This is a genomic window from Streptococcus chenjunshii (assembly GCF_003086355.1).
In the GTDB taxonomy this organism is placed as follows: domain Bacteria; phylum Bacillota; class Bacilli; order Lactobacillales; family Streptococcaceae; genus Streptococcus; species Streptococcus chenjunshii.
In genome coordinates this window covers 2,239,609-2,264,128 of the sequence record NZ_CP031733.1, presented here as the reverse complement: position 1 = coordinate 2,264,128, position 24,520 = coordinate 2,239,609, and the positions used below count along the sequence as shown (strand labels likewise).

At 44.7% G+C, this 24,520-nt stretch carries 19 protein-coding genes and 1 pseudogene; 19 read left to right on the top strand and 1 reads right to left on the bottom strand.

The genetic code is table 11. The features are described from left to right. Nucleotides 1–7: 7 nt before the first annotated feature. The 14 genes from DDV21_RS10930 (at nt 8) to yajC (ending at nt 12,693) form a co-directional block, all read left to right on the top strand. Complete coding sequence (locus tag DDV21_RS10930; RefSeq protein WP_116879146.1) at nt 8–475, top strand: hypothetical protein; 468 nt, start codon at nt 8–10, stop codon at nt 473–475. Next, entirely contained in the window at nt 472–927 is a 456-nt protein-coding gene (locus DDV21_RS10925; protein WP_116879147.1) for a DUF5085 family protein, read from the top strand. Before DDV21_RS10930 ends, DDV21_RS10925 begins: the two co-directional genes overlap by 4 nt. Nucleotides 928–962: 35 nt before the next feature. Beyond that, nucleotides 963–2,297: a hypothetical protein gene (locus DDV21_RS10920; RefSeq protein ID WP_117287802.1), complete on the top strand. Its 1,335-nt coding sequence runs from the start codon at nt 963–965 to the stop codon at nt 2,295–2,297. Nucleotides 2,298–2,323: 26 nt separating this feature from the next. Further along, nucleotides 2,324–2,914: a hypothetical protein gene (locus DDV21_RS10915; protein WP_116879082.1), complete on the top strand. Its 591-nt coding sequence runs from the start codon at nt 2,324–2,326 to the stop codon at nt 2,912–2,914. Nucleotides 2,915–2,934: 20 nt separating this feature from the next. Continuing rightward, on the top strand, nt 2,935–3,210 hold the full coding sequence (locus tag DDV21_RS10910; RefSeq protein WP_116879081.1) for a hypothetical protein: 276 nt from the start codon (nt 2,935–2,937) through the stop codon (nt 3,208–3,210). Between the two features lie 583 nt (nt 3,211–3,793). Then, on the top strand, nt 3,794–4,087 hold the full coding sequence (locus tag DDV21_RS10905) for a hypothetical protein (protein ID WP_142917781.1): 294 nt from the start codon (nt 3,794–3,796) through the stop codon (nt 4,085–4,087). Between the two features lie 85 nt (nt 4,088–4,172). Then, on the top strand, nt 4,173–4,709 hold the full coding sequence (locus DDV21_RS10900; protein WP_116879079.1) for a hypothetical protein: 537 nt from the start codon (nt 4,173–4,175) through the stop codon (nt 4,707–4,709). A gap of 42 nt (nt 4,710–4,751) precedes the next feature. Further along, the gene (locus tag DDV21_RS10895; RefSeq protein ID WP_116879078.1) at nt 4,752–5,051 is read left to right on the top strand and encodes a DUF4176 domain-containing protein; all 300 of its coding nucleotides are present in this window, start codon (nt 4,752–4,754) and stop codon (nt 5,049–5,051) included. A gap of 37 nt (nt 5,052–5,088) precedes the next feature. Beyond that, nucleotides 5,089–5,352, top strand: coding sequence for a hypothetical protein (locus DDV21_RS10890; protein ID WP_116879077.1), 264 nt, complete (start codon nt 5,089–5,091; stop codon nt 5,350–5,352). A 79-nt stretch (nt 5,353–5,431) separates the two neighbouring features. Then, nucleotides 5,432–6,481, top strand: coding sequence for a hypothetical protein (locus DDV21_RS10885; protein WP_116879076.1), 1,050 nt, complete (start codon nt 5,432–5,434; stop codon nt 6,479–6,481). 314 nt (nt 6,482–6,795) lie between these two features. Further along, entirely contained in the window at nt 6,796–8,556 is a 1,761-nt protein-coding gene (locus DDV21_RS10880) for a Spy0128 family protein (protein ID WP_116879075.1), read from the top strand. A gap of 283 nt (nt 8,557–8,839) precedes the next feature. Next, nucleotides 8,840–11,341, top strand: a complete 2,502-nt coding sequence (gene leuS, locus DDV21_RS10875; RefSeq protein ID WP_116879074.1) for a leucine--tRNA ligase — start codon at nt 8,840–8,842, stop codon at nt 11,339–11,341. A gap of 53 nt (nt 11,342–11,394) precedes the next feature. Further along, nucleotides 11,395–11,739: a DUF6568 family protein gene (locus DDV21_RS10870; RefSeq protein WP_116879073.1), complete on the top strand. Its 345-nt coding sequence runs from the start codon at nt 11,395–11,397 to the stop codon at nt 11,737–11,739. A gap of 597 nt (nt 11,740–12,336) precedes the next feature. Further along, nucleotides 12,337–12,693: a preprotein translocase subunit YajC gene (yajC, locus tag DDV21_RS10865; RefSeq protein WP_116879072.1), complete on the top strand. Its 357-nt coding sequence runs from the start codon at nt 12,337–12,339 to the stop codon at nt 12,691–12,693. Nucleotides 12,694–12,734: 41 nt separating this feature from the next. Here the strand turns inward: yajC and DDV21_RS10860 are convergent. Continuing rightward, nucleotides 12,735–13,987: pseudogene (locus DDV21_RS10860) on the bottom strand (ISL3 family transposase). 384 nt (nt 13,988–14,371) lie between these two features. Between DDV21_RS10860 and DDV21_RS10855 the strand changes: the two are divergent. From DDV21_RS10855 to DDV21_RS10830, 5 genes are all read left to right on the top strand, one after another. Next, a complete protein-coding gene (locus DDV21_RS10855; protein ID WP_116878837.1) occupies nt 14,372–15,118 on the top strand; it encodes an isoprenyl transferase in 747 nt (248 codons plus the stop codon). A 13-nt stretch (nt 15,119–15,131) separates the two neighbouring features. After that, entirely contained in the window at nt 15,132–15,926 is a 795-nt protein-coding gene (locus tag DDV21_RS10850; protein WP_116878836.1) for a phosphatidate cytidylyltransferase, read from the top strand. Nucleotides 15,927–16,172: 246 nt separating this feature from the next. Further along, the gene (gene rseP, locus DDV21_RS10845; RefSeq protein ID WP_116878835.1) at nt 16,173–17,432 is read left to right on the top strand and encodes an RIP metalloprotease RseP; all 1,260 of its coding nucleotides are present in this window, start codon (nt 16,173–16,175) and stop codon (nt 17,430–17,432) included. A gap of 213 nt (nt 17,433–17,645) precedes the next feature. After that, complete coding sequence (locus tag DDV21_RS10840; RefSeq protein ID WP_116878834.1) at nt 17,646–19,508, top strand: proline--tRNA ligase; 1,863 nt, start codon at nt 17,646–17,648, stop codon at nt 19,506–19,508. Between the two features lie 470 nt (nt 19,509–19,978). Further along, nucleotides 19,979–24,373: a PolC-type DNA polymerase III gene (locus DDV21_RS10830; RefSeq protein WP_116878832.1), complete on the top strand. Its 4,395-nt coding sequence runs from the start codon at nt 19,979–19,981 to the stop codon at nt 24,371–24,373. Nucleotides 24,374–24,520: the final 147 nt, after the last annotated feature.

Genomic DNA, 24,520 nt, shown 5'->3' with positions numbered 1-24,520 from the left:
GGATGTTATGGAGTTAGAGACACGCAGTTTATGCTTAACCAATCAGGTTGGCTATGTGACACACTTGCCTAAAGACTGGTCTTACCCCAGTCTTTGTCAGGAAGTGTTTAAATCAGCCCAAAATTTCATTTTTGATCTTTTGGATATGGGGTTTTATTCAGACGGCCCGGTTTATTTCCGGTCGTCTCCTTTTTCACGGTCTTCAGCTCGAAGGCAGGAGCTTTTCATCTTCACCACGTTTGGGAATGCCTTTGAGCGGGTCAAGGAGAACACCAGCTCGATTCTTTTTCAGGAGACGGTCTTGGTAAAGAGCAAGGGTTATACCCGTATAAGGCCGGAAGAGCTTGGGGACTATTACCAAACCCTTTCTCAGCAGTATTCCCAAGCAGAATTAGAAGCTATCCTTATCTACCACGTCTTGTTCTATCAGGGGGAAGACTTAATGGTGGATGTTTACAGTGAGGTAGAGGTATGACTTATACAGTAGCAGAAGGCGTAACGAACAGCGATGTTTTTTCGGCTGAGAATGTTGTTAAAAAACGGCTGACCTTTCCTGTCGGCCAGATGTCGCAGGAAGCGGAAGCTTTTTTAGACGAGGTGGCTTCACAGGGTCTGCACCCAAAAGGTTCGTTGTTTTACAGTCTTAACAATGTTCCTTATGATGAAATGGTGGACATTGAATTTTTCCTGCCGATTCAAGAAACAGAGATTGGTCAGGGGGGATTAGCTTTTTCGTCTTACTTTGAGATGAATAATACGATTTTGACAGTGGTTGACCATGACTATAACACCTTAGCAGAAGAGGCCTATGCCAAACTCCTGTGGACATTGGACGTGAACCATCAGGAAGTTAATACGCCTTTTTACCATGTCATTTCTCAGGAAGACCCAAGGCGAATCACTATTTTTTTAGGCTACGCTTATTGAGAGACAGGAAGAGGAGAAGAAGGAGGAGCGGTTAGATGGGGATTAAAATGAGTTTGGGGAGTTCAGACACCCAGGCCAGTACAGTCTCAGCGGCTATGTCCAACCGGACATCGGCCTATGAGGGTCTGGTCAGTGCCTTAGAAACCTTTATCGGTGCTTCTGACCTGCAAGGGCAAGCCTACAGCAGTGCGAAAAATTATGCCAGTGCTGTCCTGATTCCCTTGGTTGAAGGGGCTAAGGTCCTCTCCCAAGCCCTGGCTGATGATGCGGTCAAGTTTCCGACCAACTACAGGAGTATGGTTGGGGATGAAGACCTAGATGAAGACCTGCTATTGGAAGAAATCAGACGTTATGAGACTATCCTGAGCAACAACGAATCGTTATTGAACGCGGCGATCCAGCAGTATCAGAAGGCGATGACGGTAGCCAGCGCTTATAAGCAGAAGGCCGAGGAGAAGTTAGCCAAGCTGAGGGCTTATGATGGAGCGTCTGTTGGTTATACTAGTGATTTAGACGGTTTATCACAGGCGGTTAACCAAGGGCTATCAGAAGTACAGGGTGATTTAAAGGGCTTCAGCGGGACTTTTCCGGATGTAAGCACGCGGTCCATGCCTTGGCTGCAGACCATTCAGACGGCTATCAGTGCAAGCAATGATAATTCTAAAGCTATACTGGATGATGATTCAAAGGCTATTTTAAAACAGGCCGAGGAAGATAAGAAAAAGGGACTTATTTCTGAAGAGACTTATCGCTCAATATGGAGCGGTATTATCAGTGGCGGGGCAGCATTTTTGAAAGAGTTGGCTCAAAGCAAGGTTACGGATGTTGCTGTTGAAACCTTTACACAAGAAGCTTTAGAATGGTTAACCCGTAATGTTCAAAATATGCAGTTCGGCGCAGTAGGCGCAGTAGTCGGCGGTGGTAACTATACCGTTCCGATAAATGTCAATCCAGCCTATAGTAATTTTGTCAGCGGTGCAGCTAGATACGGAGCTCCAGTGTTAGGTGCAGCTCTTGATTTTGGCATGCAGGTATCAAGCGGTGAAGAAGTGGGAGATGCCGCTATTAAAACTGGTGCGCATGTAGCTATTGGTATTGGAGCAGCTAAGGTTGGCGCATCAATTGGTTCTTCAATAGGGACTTTAGTCTTTCCTGGTATAGGAACGGTATCAGGTGCTACTGTAGGAGCTGTGGCCGGTTTTATTGTTGGTGTTGCAGGTTCTATGATTTTTGATTGGGGCTATGATAATTTCAAAGATGACATTGTAAATACTGGGGAACAGTTTATTGACGATGTCAGTCAAACATTGAATGAAGTGGGAGATGCAGTTTCCGGTTTCTTTTCTGGTTTAGGCAGTGCTTTTAACTGATTTTTTTAACATATACAATGAGGACGATGAATAAACTACCTTTATACAGTATTGATCACGATTTTTATTTATATTTTGACACAGAAGATAAGCATTTTTACCGTGCTTTGAACTTGTCAGTATATGGTTCTGAGAAAGAACAAAAGATTCTGACAGCAGTCTCTTTTTTCAGAAAAAGCTTTCCCGTCATTATTCCGATACTCTTAATCTTAGGTGCTTACTTTTCAGCTTATTTTGAGGCATGGACGACATTTGCTGCTAATGTTTCTATTTTAGCGGGGCTTTCACTCATTTGTCAGCTGCTCTTCCTGCAATATGCTAAGTTTTTTAAGAAAAGGCAAGCGGCTTATTACAGGAGCTTAGATTACTTAAAAATGACTTACAGTTTAGAAGAAGTCAAAGCGATTGTGCTGAAAGTCCGCAGGCACTGCTGGAAAGTTTTTGCCGTCAGGCTGTGTTTTGCGGTCATCACATTGATTTTTGGTCTGCTGTTTTGGTTTTTTTCGCACTTGCTGATTCTTTTTCTGTACCTGCTGATGTTTCTGTTAACAAACTACCTATTCTTGGTGACCTCAGTCACATCTTATTTTGTATTACATAAGGCGGTTAAAAGTTAGTGTTTCGATAAAGGAGAACGATGCTGTTTGATAAAACCAAAGTTCCTTTAATCAAGGAAGACAGCTATTTTATTTACGGCGACAGCGTGACAGGTCAGCTGTATAAAGTTTTTGAGACGAAGACAGTATCTGCAAACCAAAATAGGCTGCTGCTTTTATATATTGCCGGAGCAGCGGTCATTAAGCAGGCAGATAGACTGTATCTGCCGTTTTCAACACCTTTTTTTAATACAGCGCTATTAGTCCTATTTATGTTTTTGATAGTGCTTATGTCCCAAAAACAATTAAAACGATAGGAAAAATTTGTAGAGTATAAGGAATTTTCGGCTACTGCAAATGACCTTTCAGATATTCTGTCAAAGGCCCAAAACAGTTTAAGAGCCAATACAGTACTGCTGCTGAGTCTGATAATCTTATTTTTACTGACGGCCATACTGTTTATTCTGCTGTCCCGAACTGTCTTTATCATTATCAGTGTGCTGCTATGGTATGTCATTTCTCTGATAGCGCCGACATTACGTCTGCACGCTAGACGAAAGCTGATTGTCAGGCTAACTGAAAAACTGAAAAAGTAATACTGGAGCTGGGACTGTTAAAACTGGTTCAGATATAGATAGTCAGGAGAAGAGTACGGTGAAGTCAGGGCCTAAAGTTGAACTGTTTCACGATGGGGAGAGGTCTTTTTATTATGATACTAAAAGACTAAGCAGTTCTATCAGCACGAACTGGATACGCTGAAATACAGAGAGCACAGTCAGCAGCTGCTGGCAAAATCTACAGGATTGTCAACAGCAGTTGGGCTTTTATCTATTGTGGTTAACAGGTGGTACAGAGCTATTGCCTCTGCTGTTTGCTGCGTGTTATTATTTGAATGGTTTTGTGAAACGCAACTCAAATGATAAAGGCTTTGTATTATTAGACAGTCAGGTAATGACTGTCAGTGATTTGCTAAGCCACTCTAAGAAACTTGTCAAAGGGTTAAGCACTATGACTGTTGCCTTTTCTCTTGCAGCTGTTATTGGCTTCTATCTCTTTTTAGCTTTCTCAATTCTGTTAGGTTTGGCCATTGCCTTTGCAGGTTTCCTCTTTTCTTGGTTCATTATTAATGAACTGGATTTGTTCAAACGGTATCGGGCTATCAAAGAGTTAGATGAGGAAATACTGATGACTTAAAAAATGAGAAGACACAAGAGGGCATTTACTGCAGTTCATGGAGTTTGATTTCCGCAGCAGTGCTTTTGAGTAAGGGAGAACGCTAATGAAGTATTCTAAACAAATGATTGCTATTGGAAATTTGAATAAAAAAGCTCTTTTTTATGATAAAGCAACTGGCGAATGGTATACCAGTACTGATGAGCAGAAAGTTTCAACAACTCTGACTGTCTTTCTGACTCTTGTCAGTCTTCCTTTGGTAAGATGGCTGGATGCAGATTTTATAGTAGAAGATTTTGGGGCTAGACTGTTTCTCTTATTTGCGGGGATAGCAGCATCTGCTGCTTTTGCAGGCCATTATGCCCGCAAAAGCTACCTTAGGCTGCATTTACAGGAAATATTCTTGACTGAGGAAGAACTTGAACCGTTTTTGCAGAAAGAAGAGAAGAATGTCCGCACGGCTTTTCTGACGATTGGTATTCTGACTGCAGTCATTCTGCTGTGTGGCTACGGCTACCTCCGTACCTCTTACTTCCTCTTTTTATTTGTAACTGTGGTACTAACCTTCCCGCTTGTTTTGTTTTTGTGCAGCCGACTGTGGGAAAGACGGCAGATTATTAAACAATTAGTGCAAACCATTTAGATTAAAGCTAAAGGAAACAATAAAAACTTAGGGAGTACACTTATGACAACATTATTACCGCTTGGCAGCGTTGTTCGGCTACATCATGGGAAACAAAAAGTAATGATTACGACACGTTTTCCGCTTTATAATAACCAAGGAACAATTGGCTATTTTGATTATGCCGGCTGTCTGTATCCAGCGGGGAATACCAACAATCAAGCCTATTTCTTTAATCATGAGAATATCGCAGAAACTTATTTCACCGGTTACATAGATGAACAAGAGGAACAGCTTCAGGAAAGGTTCAAGAATCAGGCAGATAAAATTAATTATCCACGTTTAACGATTGAGGAGTTATAAAAAATGATCAATTCTTATAGCATAAAGGAGCGACTAGATGGGGATTAAAATGAGTTTGGGGAGTTCGGAGACCCAGGCCAGTACAGTCTCAGCGGCCATGTCCAACCGGACATCGGCCTATGAGGGTCTGGTCAGTGCCTTAGAAACCTTCATCGGCGCTTCTGACCTGCAAGGGCAAGCTTACAGTAGTGCCAAGAACTATGCCAGTGCTGTCCTGATTCCCTTGGTTGAAGGGGCTAAACTCCTCTCCCAAGCTTTGGCTGATGAGGTGTTGAGTTTCCTGCTAACTGCAGGAGCGTAGTGGGCAATAAAGAATTGATGGCAAAAAACAACTATTAAATTATCTAAAACGCTTTGAGTATGGGAGTTAGGAGCCAGAGATGAAAAAACCAGAAACGCTAATCAGTTTATTTGCCCTCTGCCTTTTGGCCATAGGGGGCTATATGGGCTATCAGTGGTATCAGGAACAGCAGACTGCTGCACTGGAGGAGAAGTACGGTCAGTATGCGGTATACAGCGGGACCTATACGATTTCCGACTACGCTTTCATTAAGAGCGGGAAAGGTGTTGCCTTACAGTGGGTCAGTGAGAATCCGGAAGAAGATGCCTTAATTGAACAGTACCGTGATCAGAATAATTCAGTGGCTTATACGGCAGAAGTCAAGAACAGTCTTAGTGAGGTCGTGACCTCTGGGGAACGCTATATAGTCCGGCAAAATATGAAGCTTTTAAATTCTGACCTAAAGCAGGAGAAGGATGAATACTGGACTCTCAGTGTGTATGACACCTCGGATGGGACTCTGCACAAAAAAACTTATGACCTCTATGAGCTTTTATCAGAATATAAAGATGACTATACTCTGAGTGATAATATGGAAGTTGAGATTATAGAAGGAGAGGAAGTCCTTACTATTTCTCTTTATCATTTATCATCTGGGAATCAGCCCATCCAAAAATATATAGACTTATCCACAGGTGATATTCATGACTTTGTGCCAGGAACTCCTTTTAGGCAGTTGAATGTATGGATTTATGATTATATTTCTATAACGAGTCTTAGGTCATCGCTGAACAACCAGCATCTGGAGTTTTATCCTCCCTTTATGATGTTTAGTGATGACGGTGCTCCAAAGGCTTCAGTGACTAAGACCTGGCTGGTTGCCGGTGAGTCCCCGGATGTTTTGAAGATTATGAAGAAGCAAGACAGCTATTTTTATCTGCTCTTTGATGATGAAGAGGTGAAAGTGGGGACTGATGTTTTGAAGCAGTTTTACCCTGAGGGGGCCAATCTGTTTGAAAGGGTCACGATCCCTTCTAACTACAGCAAGGACGGTCAGGAACACACAGTCAACTCTTATGAGGAGTTTATGCGCTATTATAAAACACGTAACGAAAGGCTGGAAGAAAGATATGGTACAAAAGACGATTAGCCCGAAGAAGATAAAAGGGATAACCGCTTCGATAGTATTGTGGAGTGTTAGCTGGAGCGCCCTATCAGCCGGAAAAGGCGGCACAGGGGATTGCGGACCAGACCATTTATGCCATCAATGCGCTGGGGCAGTATGAGCTTTTAAATCATTTTAATCTGTTGGGGGACCCTTACGGGAGGAAGTGTCACCCAGTTTTTATTTTTTAAAACGAAAATAAATGTTTAAAATGTATTGTATTTCTGATAAGGGTAGGTTATAATATTAGTGGTATATTACTATATCATACTATTTTAATGCTCAAGGAGATTTAAGCTATGAAATTAAAGCTTTTAGGCCTGTTTTCAGTGCTGGCTGTCTTATGCGGCAGTTTGCTGGCTCTGACGACAGTCAAGGCTGCAGAAATAACGAATTACAGCAATGCAGCCACGCTTTATTATGATCCGGAAAAAACCAATATTGAAATCACCTCCTCGACTGCAGAGGTTGTTGTTCAGTCCGGAGTGTATCTTAGACTGGTTAATAATATTGAATTTCCTAATTCTCAGGACATTAACGAGGGGGATACACTGACCATTACCTTGCCGGATGAGTTTGCCTTAGTGACAACGATGTCCTTTCCGATTACAGCAGCAGACGGAACAGTTGTCGGAACGGCTCAGGCGGATGCGGCTTCCAAGACAGTGACCGTTACTTTTACCGATCATTTTTCTAAGGTTCCGGAAAACAAAAAGATGTCTTTTGACATCACTATCCTAGCTGACAGAGGAAAAAACACAGAAGGGGAGACAACAGTCACTTTTGGCGGTGTTACGTTTTCTTATACCTATAAAACAGAAGAAGGAGAAGCCGGTGACTATGAAATGAAATACGGCTATCAAGCTCAGGAAGATGCCGGTATTGTCAAATGGCGGGTTGTTTTAAATGCGACACAGGATACGATTCGCGACATGACCATTTCAGATGTCTTCGGCGAAGGCCAGACTCTGGTGCCCGGAAGTCTGCGGGCGGTCCGCTATGAAACACAACCAACTAAAATTCGGTCGGAAGATCATCTGCTGACCTTGGATCCGGTTGAGAATTTTACCGATAAGGCTGTTTTTGATTATAATTCAGACGGAGGCATTACCGGTTTTACGATTCCTTACGGAGATAATCATAACTGGGCGATGTATATTGAATACTCAACCTACCTGTCGGATAATACGCCAGCCGGTGCCCTTGTTAATAATAATCTGTCATGGTCAGCATCTAATTTTGAAACGCGCAGTGTGGAAGCTTTGGTAAGGCTGCAGACGGCTTCTGGGACAGCTTCATCTGAAAAATCAGAGCATGTTGTCCTGCAGGCGACAAAGCTTTTAGAGGGTAAAACACTGACAGAAGGGGAATTTACTTTTGAACTCTATTCGGCAGAAGATTTAACAACCCCTATTCAAACGGTGACAAACGCTGCAGACGGTTCGGTCACTTTTTCAGCGATGACCTATTCGGCTGAGGGAACCTATCAATATGTCATCAAGGAGAAAGATACTGCAGAAGCAAATATTGCCTATGATTCTGCAGAATACAGGACAACTGTAACGGTTACAGATGAAAATGGTGTCAAAATGGGGACTGTGGACTATGATGCGGCACCGGTCTTTACCAATACCTTTACAGAACCGACAACAACAGAAGCAGCAACTACCATGGAAGAACCTGCGACGACCACTACGTCGACGACAACAACAGCAACGACAACTACAACTGCTGTTACGACAACCGCTGCCGAGACGACTACAAGCGGTTCAGCAACCACTTCTGGATCAGCAACAACATCAGCTGTGACAACTGATCCGGCAACAACGTCTGAGCCAACTACAGGGGATCCAGAAACAAGCCTGCAAAGTACAAATGGAACAACGGTTTCTTCGGGCGGTCAGGGTCCTTCAACCACAGCGGCAAGCAGCAGTGCTAAAAACCAGAAGAATCAGAAAAAACTGCCAAGTACAGGGGAACAAACCGGTATCTTTCTGACTGGTTTAGGAATAGTTATTATAGCAATTGCAGCTCTCTTCCTACTTCGCCGAAAAAAATAGTCATTAAACAATAGTCAGTTCTTATCAGCTGACCGTCAGCATTATAGATAGTTGCAAGAATGAGGTTGGAATAGAAGTTCTGACCTCTTGCTTTTTGAGAAACAATAAACGGCAGCTGCGGTTTATCTCTTATCTATATGTAGCTGCTGTTACGTTCCGGCGAATGAGAGTCAGCGGTTTTCTGAATATTGCTGCGCTGATTTTTCTGTTCATTCTTTGTAAAAATGATATAATAAAAAGATAGATATCTAATGGGTCGCAGGACCGCTTAACGGGAGGAAAAATGACTTTCTATAATCATCACAAAATTGAGAAAAAATGGCAGGCTTTCTGGGCTGCTGACCATACATTTAAAACCGGTACAGACAGTGCCAAGCCCAATTTTTATGCTCTTGACATGTTCCCTTACCCCAGCGGAGCAGGCCTGCATGTCGGCCACCCTGAAGGATATACCGCTACAGATATCCTCAGCCGCTATAAACGTGCTCAGGGCTACAATGTGCTGCACCCTATGGGATGGGATGCTTTCGGTCTGCCGGCCGAGCAGTATGCTATGGACACAGGGAATGATCCGGCTGATTTCACGGCAGAAAATATTGCTAACTTCAAGCGCCAAATTAATGCTCTCGGTTTTTCTTATGACTGGGATCGGGAAATTAATACAACTGATCCTGAATACTATAAATGGACGCAGTGGATTTTTACGAAACTGTATGAGAAAGGCTTAGCCTATGAGGCGGAAGTTCCGGTCAACTGGGTTGAGGAGCTGGGGACGGCGATTGCCAATGAAGAGGTTCTGCCGGACGGAACCTCTGAGCGCGGCGGCTATCCTGTTGTCAGGAAACCTATGCGCCAGTGGATGTTAAAGATTACAGCTTATGCTGAGCGCCTCCTGAATGATTTGGAAGAGCTGGACTGGCCGGAGTCTGTCAAAGATATGCAGCGCAACTGGATCGGCAAGTCTGTCGGGGCCAATGTGACTTTTACTGTTAAAGACAGCAGTGAGCGCTTTACCGTTTTTACCACCCGTCCTGATACACTTTTTGGAGCGACTTATGCGGTACTGGCGCCTGAACACGAACTAGTAGAGGCTATTACAACAGAAGAACAGGCACAGGCTGTTGCGGCATACAGGCAGCAGGCCAGCCTCAAATCGGATTTGGCGCGTACTGATTTAGCTAAGGAAAAAACGGGGGTCTGGACTGGCAGTTACGCTGTCAATCCTGTTAACGGCAAAGCGATTCCGATTTGGATCGCTGACTATGTTCTGGCTAGTTATGGGACAGGAGCCATTATGGCGGTTCCGGCTCATGATGAACGTGACTGGGAGTTTGCTAAGCAGTTTAATCTTGATATTATCCCAGTTCTTGAGGGCGGCGATATTGCTCAGGCAGCCTACACTGAAGACGGGCCGCACATTAATTCTGACTTTTTAAACGGTTTAGATAAAGATACCGCCATTGCTGAAATGATAACTTGGCTTGAAGCTCGGGGGGCAGGTGAAGAGAAGGTCACTTACCGTCTGCGCGACTGGTTGTTCAGCCGCCAGCGCTACTGGGGAGAACCTATTCCTATTATTCATTGGGAAGACGGAAGTTCGACTGCTGTTCCCGAAGAGGAACTGCCGCTTGTCCTGCCTAAGACAGATGACATTAAGCCGTCCGGAACAGGGGAAAGCCCGCTGGCTAATTTGACAGATTGGCTGGAGGTGACTCGTGCAGATGGTGTTAAAGGACGGCGTGAGACCAATACCATGCCGCAGTGGGCAGGTTCCAGCTGGTACTATCTGCGTTATATTGACCCTCATAATGATAAAGCTCTGGCAGATCCTGAGCTGCTTAAGGACTGGCTGCCGGTCGATATTTATATCGGCGGTGCCGAGCATGCGGTTCTTCATTTGCTTTATGCCCGTTTCTGGCATAAATTCCTCTATGATTTAGGGATTGTGGCGACCAAGGAACCTTTCCAAAAACTCTTTAATCAGGGGATGATTTTAGGGACCAGCTACCGTGACAGCCGCGGAGCTTTGGTCGCAACAGATAAAGTTGAGAAACGCGGCAGCGCTTATTTCCATCTGGAAACAGGTGAAAAATTGGAGCAGGCACCGGCTAAAATGTCTAAATCTCTTAAAAATGTTATCAATCCAGACGATGTTGTGGAACAGTTTGGGGCAGATACGCTGCGGATTTATGAGATGTTTATGGGACCGCTTGATGCTTCTATTGCCTGGTCTTCGGAAAGACTTGAAGGCAGCCGGAAGTTTTTGGACCGTGTCTACCGCTTAATCACGACTAAAACGATAGCTGCAGAAAATAAAGGCGCTTTGGACAAAGTTTATCATGAAACAGTTAAGGCCGTCACTGAACAAATTGAAAATTTGAAGTTTAACACTGCTATTGCTCAGCTCATGGTATTTGTTAACAGTGCCAACAAAGAGGATGAGCTCTTTATTGACTATGCTAAGGGCTATATTCAGCTGCTGGCTCCTTTTGCTCCTCATTTGGCCGAAGAGCTCTGGCAGTATGTGACCCAGTCGGGGCAGTCTCTGGCTTATGAAGCTTGGCCGGTTTATGAAGAGCGCTATTTAGCTGAAGATCAGCTTGAAATTGTTGCTCAGATTAATGGCAAGGTCCGTTCCCGGCTGCTTGTTGCCAAGGATGCCAGCCGTGCTGAATTAGAAGAGCTGGCACTGGCTGATGAAAGAATTAAGGCTGCAACGGCTGGCAAAAATATTATCAAAGTTATCGCTGTACCAAATAAACTGGTCAACATTGTGGTCAAGTAGCGGGCAGCGGAATCAGAGTGTCAACGGTTCTTTTGTGAAAAAGGGAGAAAATCATGTCAACATTTACAGAATCAATCCAACATTTTACAGAAATTACAGCTGCTGCAGCGCAGGAACAGATAAGCTCCGGAGCCAAATTTATTTTGTTTGTCGGCCGCGAAACCTGTCCATTCTGCAGGCGTTTTGCTCCTAAGCTTGCCCAGGCTGCACTGGCAGCTAATGCTGAGGTTTCCTTTTTAAACAGTGAAGACGCAGCAGATGCGCAGGCTATTCAGGCGTTCAGACAGCAATATGAGATTCCGACAGTCCCAGGGCTCTTGGTAGCTGAACAAGGACAAGTCAAGGTGATCTGCGATTCCTCCCTGTCTGAGGAAGCTATTGCAGAGTTTATTGGCTAAAAGCGGGAGAGCAGAGTGTGGGACAGCAGTCGGTAGCTGTCATAAAATGACGATTTCGGCTTTACCATCCCGCCTCCGTGCAGCTCTTGCTGCCAAACAAAAGTCTGAAGGCAGAAAAATGTTCTGAATATCCGAGCAGAGGCAATACAGGGATTTTTTATTTCCGTATATGAACGGGGGCTTCAACATTTCAGTGCTGCTATTTATCGGACAGCCGCTTTTTACAGCGGAACATCGATTGAAAATACAGGCATCGAAGTTTAGAAAAATCTCTTGCTCCTTTGCCAGCTGTTCAGGAAGACTTGCCTGTTGGCCGTAAATTTGGTATAGTAACACTTAGTGCTAAACACTGTCGGAACTGAACACGCCCTAAAAGCTCGGAAAAAAGATGTCCCTCCCTCGTGTTTGCAGCACATCGGTTGGGCCCCTATTTTTCAGTCGCTTTCTTAACGGGCTTTGTATCTTATTGGAACTGAACACACCCTAAGAGCTGTGCAAAAAAGACAGTCTGTCCTAGAGCCCTGTGGCTCTTCGTCCAGCCTCCTATTTTTGCTTTGCTCTTTTAACGGGCTTTGTATCTTATTGGAGGAGGAAATTATGGGTTATTCAACGATTATTATGCTGGTGGTGCTGCTTGGGCTGATGTGGTTTATGCAGCGTTCGCAGAGAAAGCAGGCTCAGGAGCGTCAGAATCAGCTGAATGCTGTTCAAAAAGGCGATGAGATTGTCACAATCGGAGGACTTTACGGCATTATTGATGAGATCGATAATGAGAATAAACGAATGGTGCTTGATGTTGATGGCGTTTATTTAACTTTTGAATTATCAGCCCTTAAAACGGTTATTACTAAGGCATCTGCTGCAGCTGAAGAAGTGTTGGAAGCGGGTGATGCTGCTGCCGATAATGATTCAGAAGCAGAAGATGCAATGGATTCGGCTATTGACAGCCAGTAAACAAAAGAGGCTCATTGTCAACTGTAGTGGGTGACTTATAGCTAAGCACGAGAGGAGACAAAGTTCGTCTCCTCTTTTGCTATGTTCAAAGCGATAAGGATGCGAGTTTTAAAATTGTCAAAGTTCCGAAAACCAAAGGCATTACGCTTGATGTCCTTGATGAGTTTGTAGCCTCAAGTTTGGCGTTAGAATAGGGCATCTGTATGGCGTTTGTAACGTATTTTTTATAGCGAACAAGTGTGGCAAGAGTGGTTCTAAAGGTTTGATTAAGGTGTGGGAAAGCTTCTGTTATCAGGTCAAAGAAACAGTTAGCGTTTTTCTCTTGCAAGTGGAAAAGCAGGAGCTGATAAAGGTCATAGTAGCCCTGTAATTGAGGGACAAGCTGGAAGATTTTGGTCAAGCATTCTTTTGGTGTCAGGGTCTCCCTAAAAGTTCTTGAGTAAAAACGGTTCAAAGAACGTTTTCGGCTGTCTTTCAAGACCAGTTTCCAGTAGTATTTGAGGGCACGATATTCCAGAGATTTCTTGTCAAACTGTTTCATGAGTTGAATGCGAGTGTGATTAAGAGCTCGGCTAATATGCTGTACGATGTGAAATCTATCAAGAACGATTTGAGCATTAGGAAATAGAGTTTTGATAAGAGGAATATAGCTGCCAGACATATCAACGGTAACGCTTTTAACGCTGTTTCTAGCCTTTTTAGAGTACTTAAAGAAATGATTGCGAATGGTTGTTTGTGTCCGATTATCCAGGATCGTGATGATTTTCTTGGTTTCACAATCTTGAGCAATGAAGGCTAGTTTACCCTTTTGATAAGAAAATTCATCGATGGAGAGGAGCTCAGGCAGATGATAAAAGTCTTCTTTGAAGGTGAATTGCTTGAGCTTACGATGGACAGTTGACGTTGAAACAGCCAAGTTCTGAGCGATGTGTGTCAGAGCATCACGTTTGATCAAGCCTTGTGTGATCTTTTGTCTAACAGGTTCAGCGATTTGGCAGTTTTTCCGAACCAAGTTAGTCTCAGCGACTGTAACTCTGCGACAGCTTTTGCACTGGAAACGACGCTTTTTGAGTTTGATAAGACTAGGAAATCCAGCAATTTCAAGGTATGGAATCTTTGACGGCCTTTGGAAGTCGTATTTTATCTGCTTTCCCCCACAAGTTGGACAAGATTTAGGCTCATAATCAAGCCTAGCCCAGACCTCAATGTGTGTTTGACACTTAAAAACTTTATTCAGAGTAATGTTTTTATCTTTAATTCCAATCAATTCTGTAGTATGATAGAGTTGTTCCATATGAATCTTTCTAATGAGTTGTTTCAACGCTTTTCATTATAAGTCATATGGGACTTTTTGTCTGCATTAAAAAGCCCTATAATCTTCGCAGTGGATTTACCCACTACAGAAATTATAGAGCCACAAAAGACAGCAGTTAACCTATAGCTGCTTTTTTTGTTATTTGATTCCGTGAGAATGCGGAGTGTTTTTAATATCCGGGGGGTTGAAGTACCGCTGTTTTAGAGGGAGAATAGGTATATGTAAAACAGTATCGCAGTTCAGTTCGGCTTTGCTGCGGAAACACATTTCTTTCTTGTAAGGCAGCGAATGATGCATAAAATGGGTAAAAAACGTTTAAAGTATGGTAAAATAGAAAAAGCAATAATATCTGTAGGAAGAGCAATGTTTAAATTTAGAAGAAAAAAAGAATTCATTTTGGAAGACATTCCCAATCATATTGCTATTATTATGGACGGCAATGGGCGCTGGGCTAAAAAGCGTATGCAGCCCCGTGTTTTTGGACATAAGGCAGGAATGGAAATGCTGCAGGAGGTGACAATTGCGGCCTCGGATCTTGGTGTTAAAGTCCTGACAGTCTACGCCTTTTCTACTGAAAACTGGTCACGCCCCCAAGAGGAAGTTAAGTTCATTATGAATCTGCCCGTGGAGTTTTTTGATCAGTATGTTCCTCGGCTTCATGCCAATAATGTCCGCATTCAGGTGATAGGAGATGTGAGCCAGCTTCCGGAAGCAACCTTTGATGCGATGGAGCGTGCCCGAGAAAAAACCAAGCACAACTCAGGATTAATCCTCAACTTTGCTTTGAATTATGGGGGGCGGGCTGATATTACTCATGCAGCTAAATTGATCGCTCAGGATGTTTTGGAGGCTAAGCTCAATCCGGGAGATATTACAGAAGAACTGTTTTCCAGTTATTTGATGACTGGCAGTCTGCCTTATCTTTACCGTGATCCTGACTTGATTATTCGGACCAGCGGGGAACAGCGGCTTAGCAATTTTCTGTCCTGGCAGTCTGCCTACAGTGAATTTTATTTCACTCCAACTATGTGGCCGGAATTTAAAAAAGAAGGTCTTTTAGAAGCAATTAGTGAATACAATCGGCGTCAGCGCCGTTTCGGCGGTGTTTAGAAAGAAGGACATAATGAGAGAACGTGTTATTTGGGCAGGTATTGCTTTGCTTATCTTTATCCCTTTTCTGGTATGGGGAGGTCTGCCTTTTCAGTTTTTTGTCGGTCTGCTGGCCATGCTTGGTGTAGCTGAGATGCTGAGAATGAAAAAACTCGAAGCCTTTTCAATAGAAGGTGTTTTCGCTATGTTAGGGGCTTTTGTTCTTACGGTCCCTTTGGATAACTATTTAATTTTTTTGCCTATTGATGCCAGTTTTTCCGTTTTCAGTCTGCTTGTTTTCTTTTTACTGGCGGGGACGGTTTTTAGCAGTGATTCTTATTCTTTTGAGGATGCTGCCTATCCGATTGCTGCCAGCCTATATGTTGGGGTTGGCTTCCAAAATTTAGTTAATGCCCGTATCAGCGGAATAGACAAGGTACTCCTTGCGCTCTTTATTGTTTGGGCAACCGATATCGGCGCCTATTTGATTGGACGCCGGTTCGGGAAAAGAAAACTCCTTGCCAAAGTGTCACCGAACAAAACAGTGGAAGGCAGCTTAGGGGGCATCGTATCCGCCTTAATTGTTGCGGCTGTCTTTATGCTGCTGAGAAGAGGTGTTTATGAACCCCGCAATTTCTTTGTCATGCTGCTTTTGGTTATGATTTTTAGCATCTGCGGTCAATTTGGAGACTTAGTAGAGAGTGCCATTAAACGCCATTTTGGTGTTAAGGATTCCGGCCGGTTAATTCCAGGGCACGGCGGCATACTGGACCGTTTTGACAGCATGATTTTTGTTTTTCCAATTATGCATCTTTTTGGTCTGTTCTAAGCTGCGGTCTCTTTGAAGACCATAAAGCAGCTTGTAACTGGAGGGAGACTGTCCTTTCTTTTCTGCTATAATGCCGGCTGCGGCAGCAACTGCAGGTTTGTCTGTATGGCAGAAAAATATGGCTTCATTTTACGGACTGAAGCCTTGCTCTTCTTTTTTTAATCAGCGGCTTATCATTAATTATTATAAGCTATCTGCTTTTACGCTAAGCTGGCTGCTTGCTTAAAGACTTTTGAAAGGAAAACTATGCTAGGAATTTTGACGTTTATTGCGGTCTTTGGCATCTTGGTTGTTGTCCATGAATTTGGACATTTCTATTTTGCCAGAAAATCCGGTATCTTGGTCCGGGAATTTTCCATTGGGATGGGGCCAAAGATTTTTTCACATATTGACAGACAAGGGACGGCCTACACCATCCGTATCCTGCCTTTAGGAGGCTATGTGCGCATGGCGGGATGGGGTGATGATGAAACTGACATCAAAACCGGCTCTTTAGCCAGTTTAACAATCAATCAGGCAGGTCTGGTCAGCCGGATCAATCTCTCGCCGAAATACACTGATCAGACAGCCCTGCCGATGACTGTTTTAAGCTACGACTTAGAGGATAAACTGGAAATTACAGGCAGGGTGCTGGATGAGGAGAAGACATATTCCGTCGCACATGACGCTACTATTATCGAGGAGGATGGGACGGAACTGTGGATTGCTCCGCTGGATGTTCAGTATCAGAATGCTTCTGTTTGGGGGCGTCTCATCACGAACTTTGCCGGCCCCTTAAATAACTTTATTTTAGGGATCTTTGTTTTTATTCTTTTGGTCTTTGTACAGGGCGGCGCTGCCAATCCTGATACGAATCAGGTCCGAGTCATTGAGGATGGCGCAATGGCTCAGGCCGGTGTCAAAAATGGAGACCGTGTGTTACAGATCGGCGGCCGGAAAATTGCAGACTGGACTGATTTGACTGAGGCTGTCAGCGCGGCGACAGAAAACCTAAAACCTGGAGAGAGCATTGCGGTAACAGTTGAAACAAACGGTCAGACCAAAAACTTGGCCATTCAGCCGCAGGAGCAAAATGGTTCTTACTATATTGGTGTATCTCAAGCTTTAAAAACCAGTTTCAGAGACAAAGTTTTTGGCGGTTTCAGGATGGCTTGGGACGGTGCTACCCTCATCCTGACAGCTTTAAGAAATCTGTTTTCCCATTTTAGCCTGGACCAGCTTGGCGGTCCGGTTGCCATGTACCAGCTGTCCAATCAGGCGGCCCAAAACGGTCTGGAGTCCGTTCTTTCACTCATGGCTCTGCTTTCAATCAACTTGGGAATTTTCAACTTGATTCCCATACCGGCTTTGGATGGCGGGAAAATACTGATTAATCTTATTGAACTTGTCCGCCGCAAGCCTCTCAGGCAGGAAACAGAAAATTATGTTACATTGGCAGGAGTTGCCCTAATGATTATTTTAATGATTGCGGTGACATGGAATGATATTATGCGGGCTTTTTTCTAGCTTCTCTGCTGCCGGCCGGAAAATATCTGTCCGGTTTGGCTTATTGAGAGATAAATAATCTTCTGAATAAGCCGCATCAATCGTCAAAACTAATTTGTTAATCATATAATATTTGAAAGGAAGTGCATCAGGACTGAAAAAACATCAATAAAACAGGAGAGATGTTTGACCATTTTCCTTTGTTGACGTTTTTAAGTTTTTGATATCTTAATTATGAAACAATCTAAAATGCTTATTCCAACGCTTCGCGAAATGCCAAGCGATGCTCAGGTTATCAGCCATGCCCTTATGCTGCGTGCAGGCTATGTCCGTCAAATTTCTGCTGGTATTTATGCTTATCTGCCTTTAGCCAACCGTGTGATCGAGAAGCTCAAGGCTATTATGCACGAAGAGTTTGCGAAGATTAATGCAGTCGAGATGCTGGCACCTGCTCTGCTGACAGCAGACCTTTGGCGGGAATCCGGACGTTATGAAACTTACGGGGACGATCTCTATAAATTGCAAAACCGTGATCAGTCGGACTTTATTTTGGGTCCTACACACGAGGAGACATTAACAACCCTTATCCGTGATGCTGTCAAGTCTTATAAACAGCTTCCTTTAAATCTTTATCAAATTCAGCCTAAGTACCGAGATGAAAAACGTCCTCGCAACGGCTTGCTGAGAACACGGGAATTTATCATGAAAGATGGCTACAGTTTTCATGCTGACTATGCCGGCTTAGATGTGACCTACGAAGATTACCGCAAAGCTTACGAGGCTATTTTCAGACGGGCAGGGCTGGATTTCAAAGGGATTATCGGTGATGGCGGTGCCATGGGGGGCAAGGACAGTCAAGAATTTATGGCTATTACGCCTGACCGTACCGACCTCGGTCATTGGCTGGTTTTGGATAAATCGATAGCTTCTCTGGAGGAGATTCCTGAGGCTGTGCTTGCGGATATCCGGGCAGAGCTGCAGTCTTGGCTGGTGGCTGGTGAGGATACAGTTGTTTATTCTGATAAATCGGGCTATGCAGCTAATTTGGAGATGGCCACCAGTGAATATAAGCCGTCCACTAAAGTGGCTGTCCAAGAAGCTGTTGAGCGTGTAACAACACCAGATTGTAAAACAATTGACGAAGTGGCTGCCTTTTTACAAGTGCCTGAGGAACAGACCATTAAGACACTTTTATTTAGGGCTGATGATGAGCTGCTGGCTGTTCTTCTTGTCGGCAATGATCAGGTCAATACGGTCAAACTTAAGAATTTTCTTAGAGCAGATTTTCTGGAGCCTGCAAGTGAGGCAGAAGCTCGGGAACTCTTTGGTGCCGGCTTTGGATCTTTGGGGCCGGTTGGTTTGCCAGACTCTGTTAAGCTGGTTGCGGACCGCAGAGTAGAAGCGCTGACTAATGCGGTTGCGGGAGCCAATACTGATGGCTATCACCTGACAGGTGTCAACCCCGAGCGTGATTTTACAGCTGACTATGCGGATATCCGTGAAGTCAGAGAAGGGGAAGTTTCACCGGATGGGCAAGGTATCCTCAAATTTGCTCGGGGAATAGAAATCGGTCACATCTTTAAGCTGGGGACGCGGTATTCTGAGAGCATGGGGGCAACCGTTCTTGATGAAAACGGCCGTGCTGTGCCTATTGTAATGGGAAGTTATGGTATTGGTGTCAGCCGTATTTTGTCAGCCGTTATTGAGCAGCATGCCCGCCTCTTTGTCAGCAAAACACCAAAAGGGGATTATCGCTATTCTTGGGGCATTAATTTTCCTAAGGAACTGGCCCCTTACGATATTCACCTGATCACTGTTAATGTCAAAGACGAGCAGGCTAGTGCCTTGACGGCTAAGATTGAACGCGATTTACAGGAGCAAGGCTATCAGGTGCTGACCGATGACCGCAATGAGCGTGTCGGCTCTAAGTTTTCGGACAGCGATCTGATCGGTCTGCCGATCCGTGTGACTGTCGGTAAAAAAGCTGCTGAAGGGATTGTTGAAGTGAAGATAAAAGCCACAGGCGACACCATTGAGGTTAATGCCGAAAATCTAAGTGAAACGCTTGGTATTTTGACCGACAGAAACGCTGATTAAAACAGAGCTTCTGTTTGCCTTTCTGCATCTGTGATGAGAAAAACGAACAGCTAATAAACGAACTGTTAAAACCGCTTTGCCTGTGCTCAGCGGTTTTATAAGATACAACGGCCGTTAAGAACGCAAAGAGAAAATAGGCGGTAAGTCCGAAATCTTTGATTTCGCAGACGCCCCCTGTCAGGATGATTAGAAGGGTGCGGTCGGCTGTGAAGACGGCAAAGCTTTCAGACGGCTACGGCTGGCTAAGTCTTGTGACAGAACCTCAAATTAGAGGATTCCCTCACTCTCTAATTTTCAAGTTCGGACTGCCTGTGCACTCCCACAGCGTTCAGACCGTGTTTAGTTTTAAGCAAAGGAGGTATTATGCCAAGAGAAATCAGGCAGCTGGCAAGGGGCTCAGGCCTGTTCAATTCCTGCTCGAAAATTAGAGAGGGTTGTGATAGAATAATGCTAAGAGGTTGGGAAAAACTATGTCAGATTTATTTAATCAATTGATGGATCAAATCGAAATGCCGCTTGAAATAAAAACTTCAAGTGTTTTTTCAGCTGCGGATATTATTGAAGTGAAACTGCACTCTGTCTCGCGTCTGTGGGAGTTTCATTTTGCTTTCCCGGAAATTCTGCCGCTTGACTATTATCGTGAACTGTCTTTTCGTTTGTCATCAGCCTTTCAAAAGGCAGATATTAAAACCACTTTTACGATTCAGGCGGAAACAGTCGATTTTTCTCTGGATTTGCTGCAGGACTATTACCGCTATGCTTTTGAACTGCCGCTGTGCAGCAGTGCCAGCTTCAAATCGGCTTTTGCCCATCTGCCTCTCAGCTGCGATGGCGATCAGATTCTGATTACGGCTCCTCAGTTTGTCAGCAATGAACATTTCACCAAAAACCATCTGCCAAAATTGAAAGAGCAGTTCGAGCTTTTTGGTTTTGGAAAAGTACATTTTGCCATCGCTGCCGATGAAGCGATGACTCAAGAGCTCAAAGCTTCTTTTGAGGCCAGCCGTGAGGCCCTGCTGGAGAAGGCTGTACAGGACAGCTGGGAGTCCCAAAAAGCACTGGAAGCTGCAGCCCCGCCTCCTCAGGAACCGGAAAAAGCCAGTTATGATTTTGCCGGTTACAGTCAAAAACGGCAGTCCAGTTTTGAAAAAGCGGCCATTACACCTATGGCGGATATTGAAACAGAAGAAAACCGCATTGTTTTTGAAGGCATGGTATTTGAAGCTGAACGCAAGACGACGCGGACCGGCCGCCATATTATTAATTTCAAGATGACAGATTACACATCCAGTTTTGCCATGCAAAAATGGGTGAAAAATGATGATGAGCTCAAAAAGTACGATATGATTGCCAAAGGTGCCTGGCTGCGTGTCCGGGGAAATATTGAAAATAATCAGTTTACCCGGACGTTAACCATGAATGTTCAGGATGTCAAGGCCATCGCCCATCAGGAACGCAAAGATTTAATGCCGGAAGGGCAGAAACGCGTTGAGCTTCATGCCCATACTAATATGTCGACGATGGATGCTTTACCAACTGTCGAAAAGCTGATTGATACAGCAGCTAAGTGGGGACACCGGGCAGTGGCCATCACCGATCACGGCAATGTCCAAAGTTTTCCGCACGGCTACCATAGGGCTAAGCAGGCTGGGATCAAGGCGATTTTTGGCTTAGAAGCTAATATCGTTGAGGATAAGGTTCCTATTGTTTACCATCCTGCTTCTGTAGATCTGCATGAGGCGACCTATGTTGTCTTTGACGTTGAAACTACGGGGCTCTCTGCTGTCAATAATGACCTGATTCAAATTGCTGCTTCTAAAATGTTTAAGGGGAATATTGTGGAGCAGTTTGATGAGTTTATTGACCCGGGACATCCTCTGTCCGCTTTTACGACAGATTTGACCGGTATTACAGATAACCATGTTAAAGGTGCCAAGCCTTTAGTGCAGGTTTTACAGGAGTTTCAGGACTTTTGTCAGGACACAGTACTGGTTGCACATAATGCCAGTTTTGATGTCGGCTTTATGAATGCCAATTATGAGCGTCAGGGCTTGCCAATCATCAGCCAGCCGGTTATCGATACCTTAGAATTTGCCCGCAATCTTTATCCGGAGTACAAGCGCCACGGTCTGGGTCCTCTGACCAAACGTTTTCAGGTTGCTCTTGAGCATCATCATATGGCTAATTACGATGCGGAAGCGACAGGCCGCCTGCTGTTTATCTTTTTGCAGGAAGCGCGTGACAAACACGGATTAACTGATTTGGCAGACCTTAATACCAAGCTGGTCGCTCAGGATTCTTATAAAAAAGCACGGGTTAAGCATGCGACGATATATGTACAGAATCAAACAGGGCTGAAAAATATGTTTAAATTGGTCAGTCTGGCGAATGTGAAATATTTTGCCGGTGTTGCCCGAATTCCCAGAACGGTTTTGGATCAGCACCGTGAAGGCTTGCTGCTTGGGACTGCCTGTACTGAAGGTGAAGTTTTTGATGCTGTGCTGACCAGCGGTGTTGATGCCGCTGTAGAAGCTGCTAAATATTACGATTTCATTGAAGTGATGCCGCCGGCCATTTATGAGCCGCTGGTTGCACGTGAGCTGGTTAAGGATGAAGCAGGAATTCAGCAGCTGATCAAAGATCTGATTGAAGTTGGCCGGCGTCTGCAAAAACCTGTCATGGCTACCGGGAATGTTCATTACATTGAACCTGAAGAAGACATTTACCGGGAAATTATTGTACGCAGCTTGGGTCAGGGAGCGGCTATAAACAGGCCGATCGGCCGCGGCGAAGATGCTCAGCCTGCTCCTCTGCCGAAGGCCCATTTCCGCACGACCAATGAAATGCTGGATGACTTTGCCTTTTTAGGCGAAGATTTAGCCTATGAGCTTGTTGTCACAAATACCAATGCTTTCGCTGATAAGATTGAAGAGGTCGAGGTGGTAAAATCGGACCTCTATACGCCTTTTATTGAAAATGCAGAAGAGCGGGTGGCTGAGATGACCTACCAAAAAGCCTTTGCCGTGTATGGCAATCCACTGCCTGATATTATTGATTTGCGGATTGAAAAAGAGCTGACGTCTATTCTGGGAAATGGCTTTGCAGTGATTTATCTGGCTTCACAAATGTTGGTTAACCGTTCTAATGAACGCGGTTATTTAGTCGGGTCGCGCGGGTCGGTCGGTTCAAGTTTTGTTGCGACGATGATTGGCATTACGGAGGTTAACCCTATGCCGCCGCACTATGTCTGTCCCAACTGTCAGCATTCAGAATTCATTACAGACGGTTCAGTCGGTTCCGGCTATGATTTGCCGAATAAAGACTGTCCGGAATGCGGAACGCCTTATCAAAAAGACGGTCAGGATATTCCTTTTGAAACCTTCCTAGGTTTTGATGGCGATAAGGTGCCGGATATCGATTTAAACTTTTCCGGTGATGATCAGCCGAGGGCTCACCGCGATGTCAGTGATATCTTTGGCAAAGAGTATGCTTTCCGGGCAGGAACAGTAGGCACAGTGGCCGAAAAAACAGCCTACGGTTTTGTTAAAGGCTATGAGCGTGATTATGGAAAATACTACCGCGATGCGGAAGTGGATCGTTTGGCCAGCGGTTCTGCCGGAGTCAAGCGGACAACCGGCCAGCATCCTGGCGGGATCGTTGTTATTCCTAGTTATATGGATGTCTATGACTTCACTCCGGTCCAGTACCCCGCTGATGATTCGAACGCTGAGTGGCGAACCACCCATTTTAACTTCCACGATATTGATGAAAATGTGCTTAAGCTGGATGTTCTGGGGCATGATGACCCCACGATGATTCGCAAGCTGCAGGATTTGTCAGGGATTGACCCAACTGAAATTCCTGCTGATGACCCTGATGTGATGAAACTTTTCTCAGGAACCGATGTACTGGGAGTTACACCGGAGCAAATCGGAGCGTCGACCGGCATGCTGGGGATTCCGGAATTTGGGACCAATTTTGTCCGAGGCATGGTTGATGAAACTCATCCAACCACATTTGCCGAACTTTTGCAGCTCTCAGGCCTGTCGCACGGAACGGATGTCTGGCTGGGGAATGCCCAGGATTTGATTAAGGAAGGGATTGCCACCTTATCAACGGTTATCGGCTGCCGTGATGATATTATGGTGTATCTCATGCACGCAGGGCTCGAACCCAAAATGGCTTTTACCATTATGGAACGCGTCCGCAAGGGAGCTTGGCTGAAAATTTCCGAAGAAGAGCGCAATGGCTATATTCAGGCGATGCGAGAGAACAATGTTCCGGATTGGTACATTGAGTCCTGCGGGAAAATTAAGTACATGTTTCCTAAAGCTCACGCCGCTGCTTATGTGCTGATGGCGTTGCGTGTTGCCTACTTTAAAGTCCACTACCCGCTTTATTACTATTGTGCCTACTTTTCTATCCGAGCTAAGGGCTTTGAGCTGAAAACGATGAGTGCCGGACTGGCTGCAGTTAAAGCGCGGATGGCGGATATCAGTACAAAACGAAGAAATAATGAGGCTTCTAATGTTGAAATAGACCTGTTCACCAGCTTAGAGATTGTCAACGAAATGCTGGAACGCGGGTATCAATTCGGTCAGCTGGATCTTTACCGCAGCGATGCTGTAGAGTTTTTGATTGACGGCGATACCCTGATACCGCCTTTCGTGGCTTTAGATGGCTTAGGTGAGAATGTTGCCAGACAGATTGTCAGCGCCCGGAAAGAAGGAGAATTCTTATCGAAAATGGAGCTGCGCAAACGCGGCGGTGTTCCGGCTACTCTTGTTGAGAAGATGGATGAAATGGGGATTTTGGGCAATATGCCGGAAGACAATCAGCTCAGTCTGTTTGATGATTTCTTTTGATCAGCCGTTGAGCTCAAAAGGCATTTATCCTGAAAGGGCAAAAACAGTGCCCTGTCTGATGGCCCGCCCGCCGAGTCATCACGGCATAAACTTATTTGCTCCGGACAGTCGGCCCGACTGCCTGGAGCTTTTTTGCCAGTTGAGAAA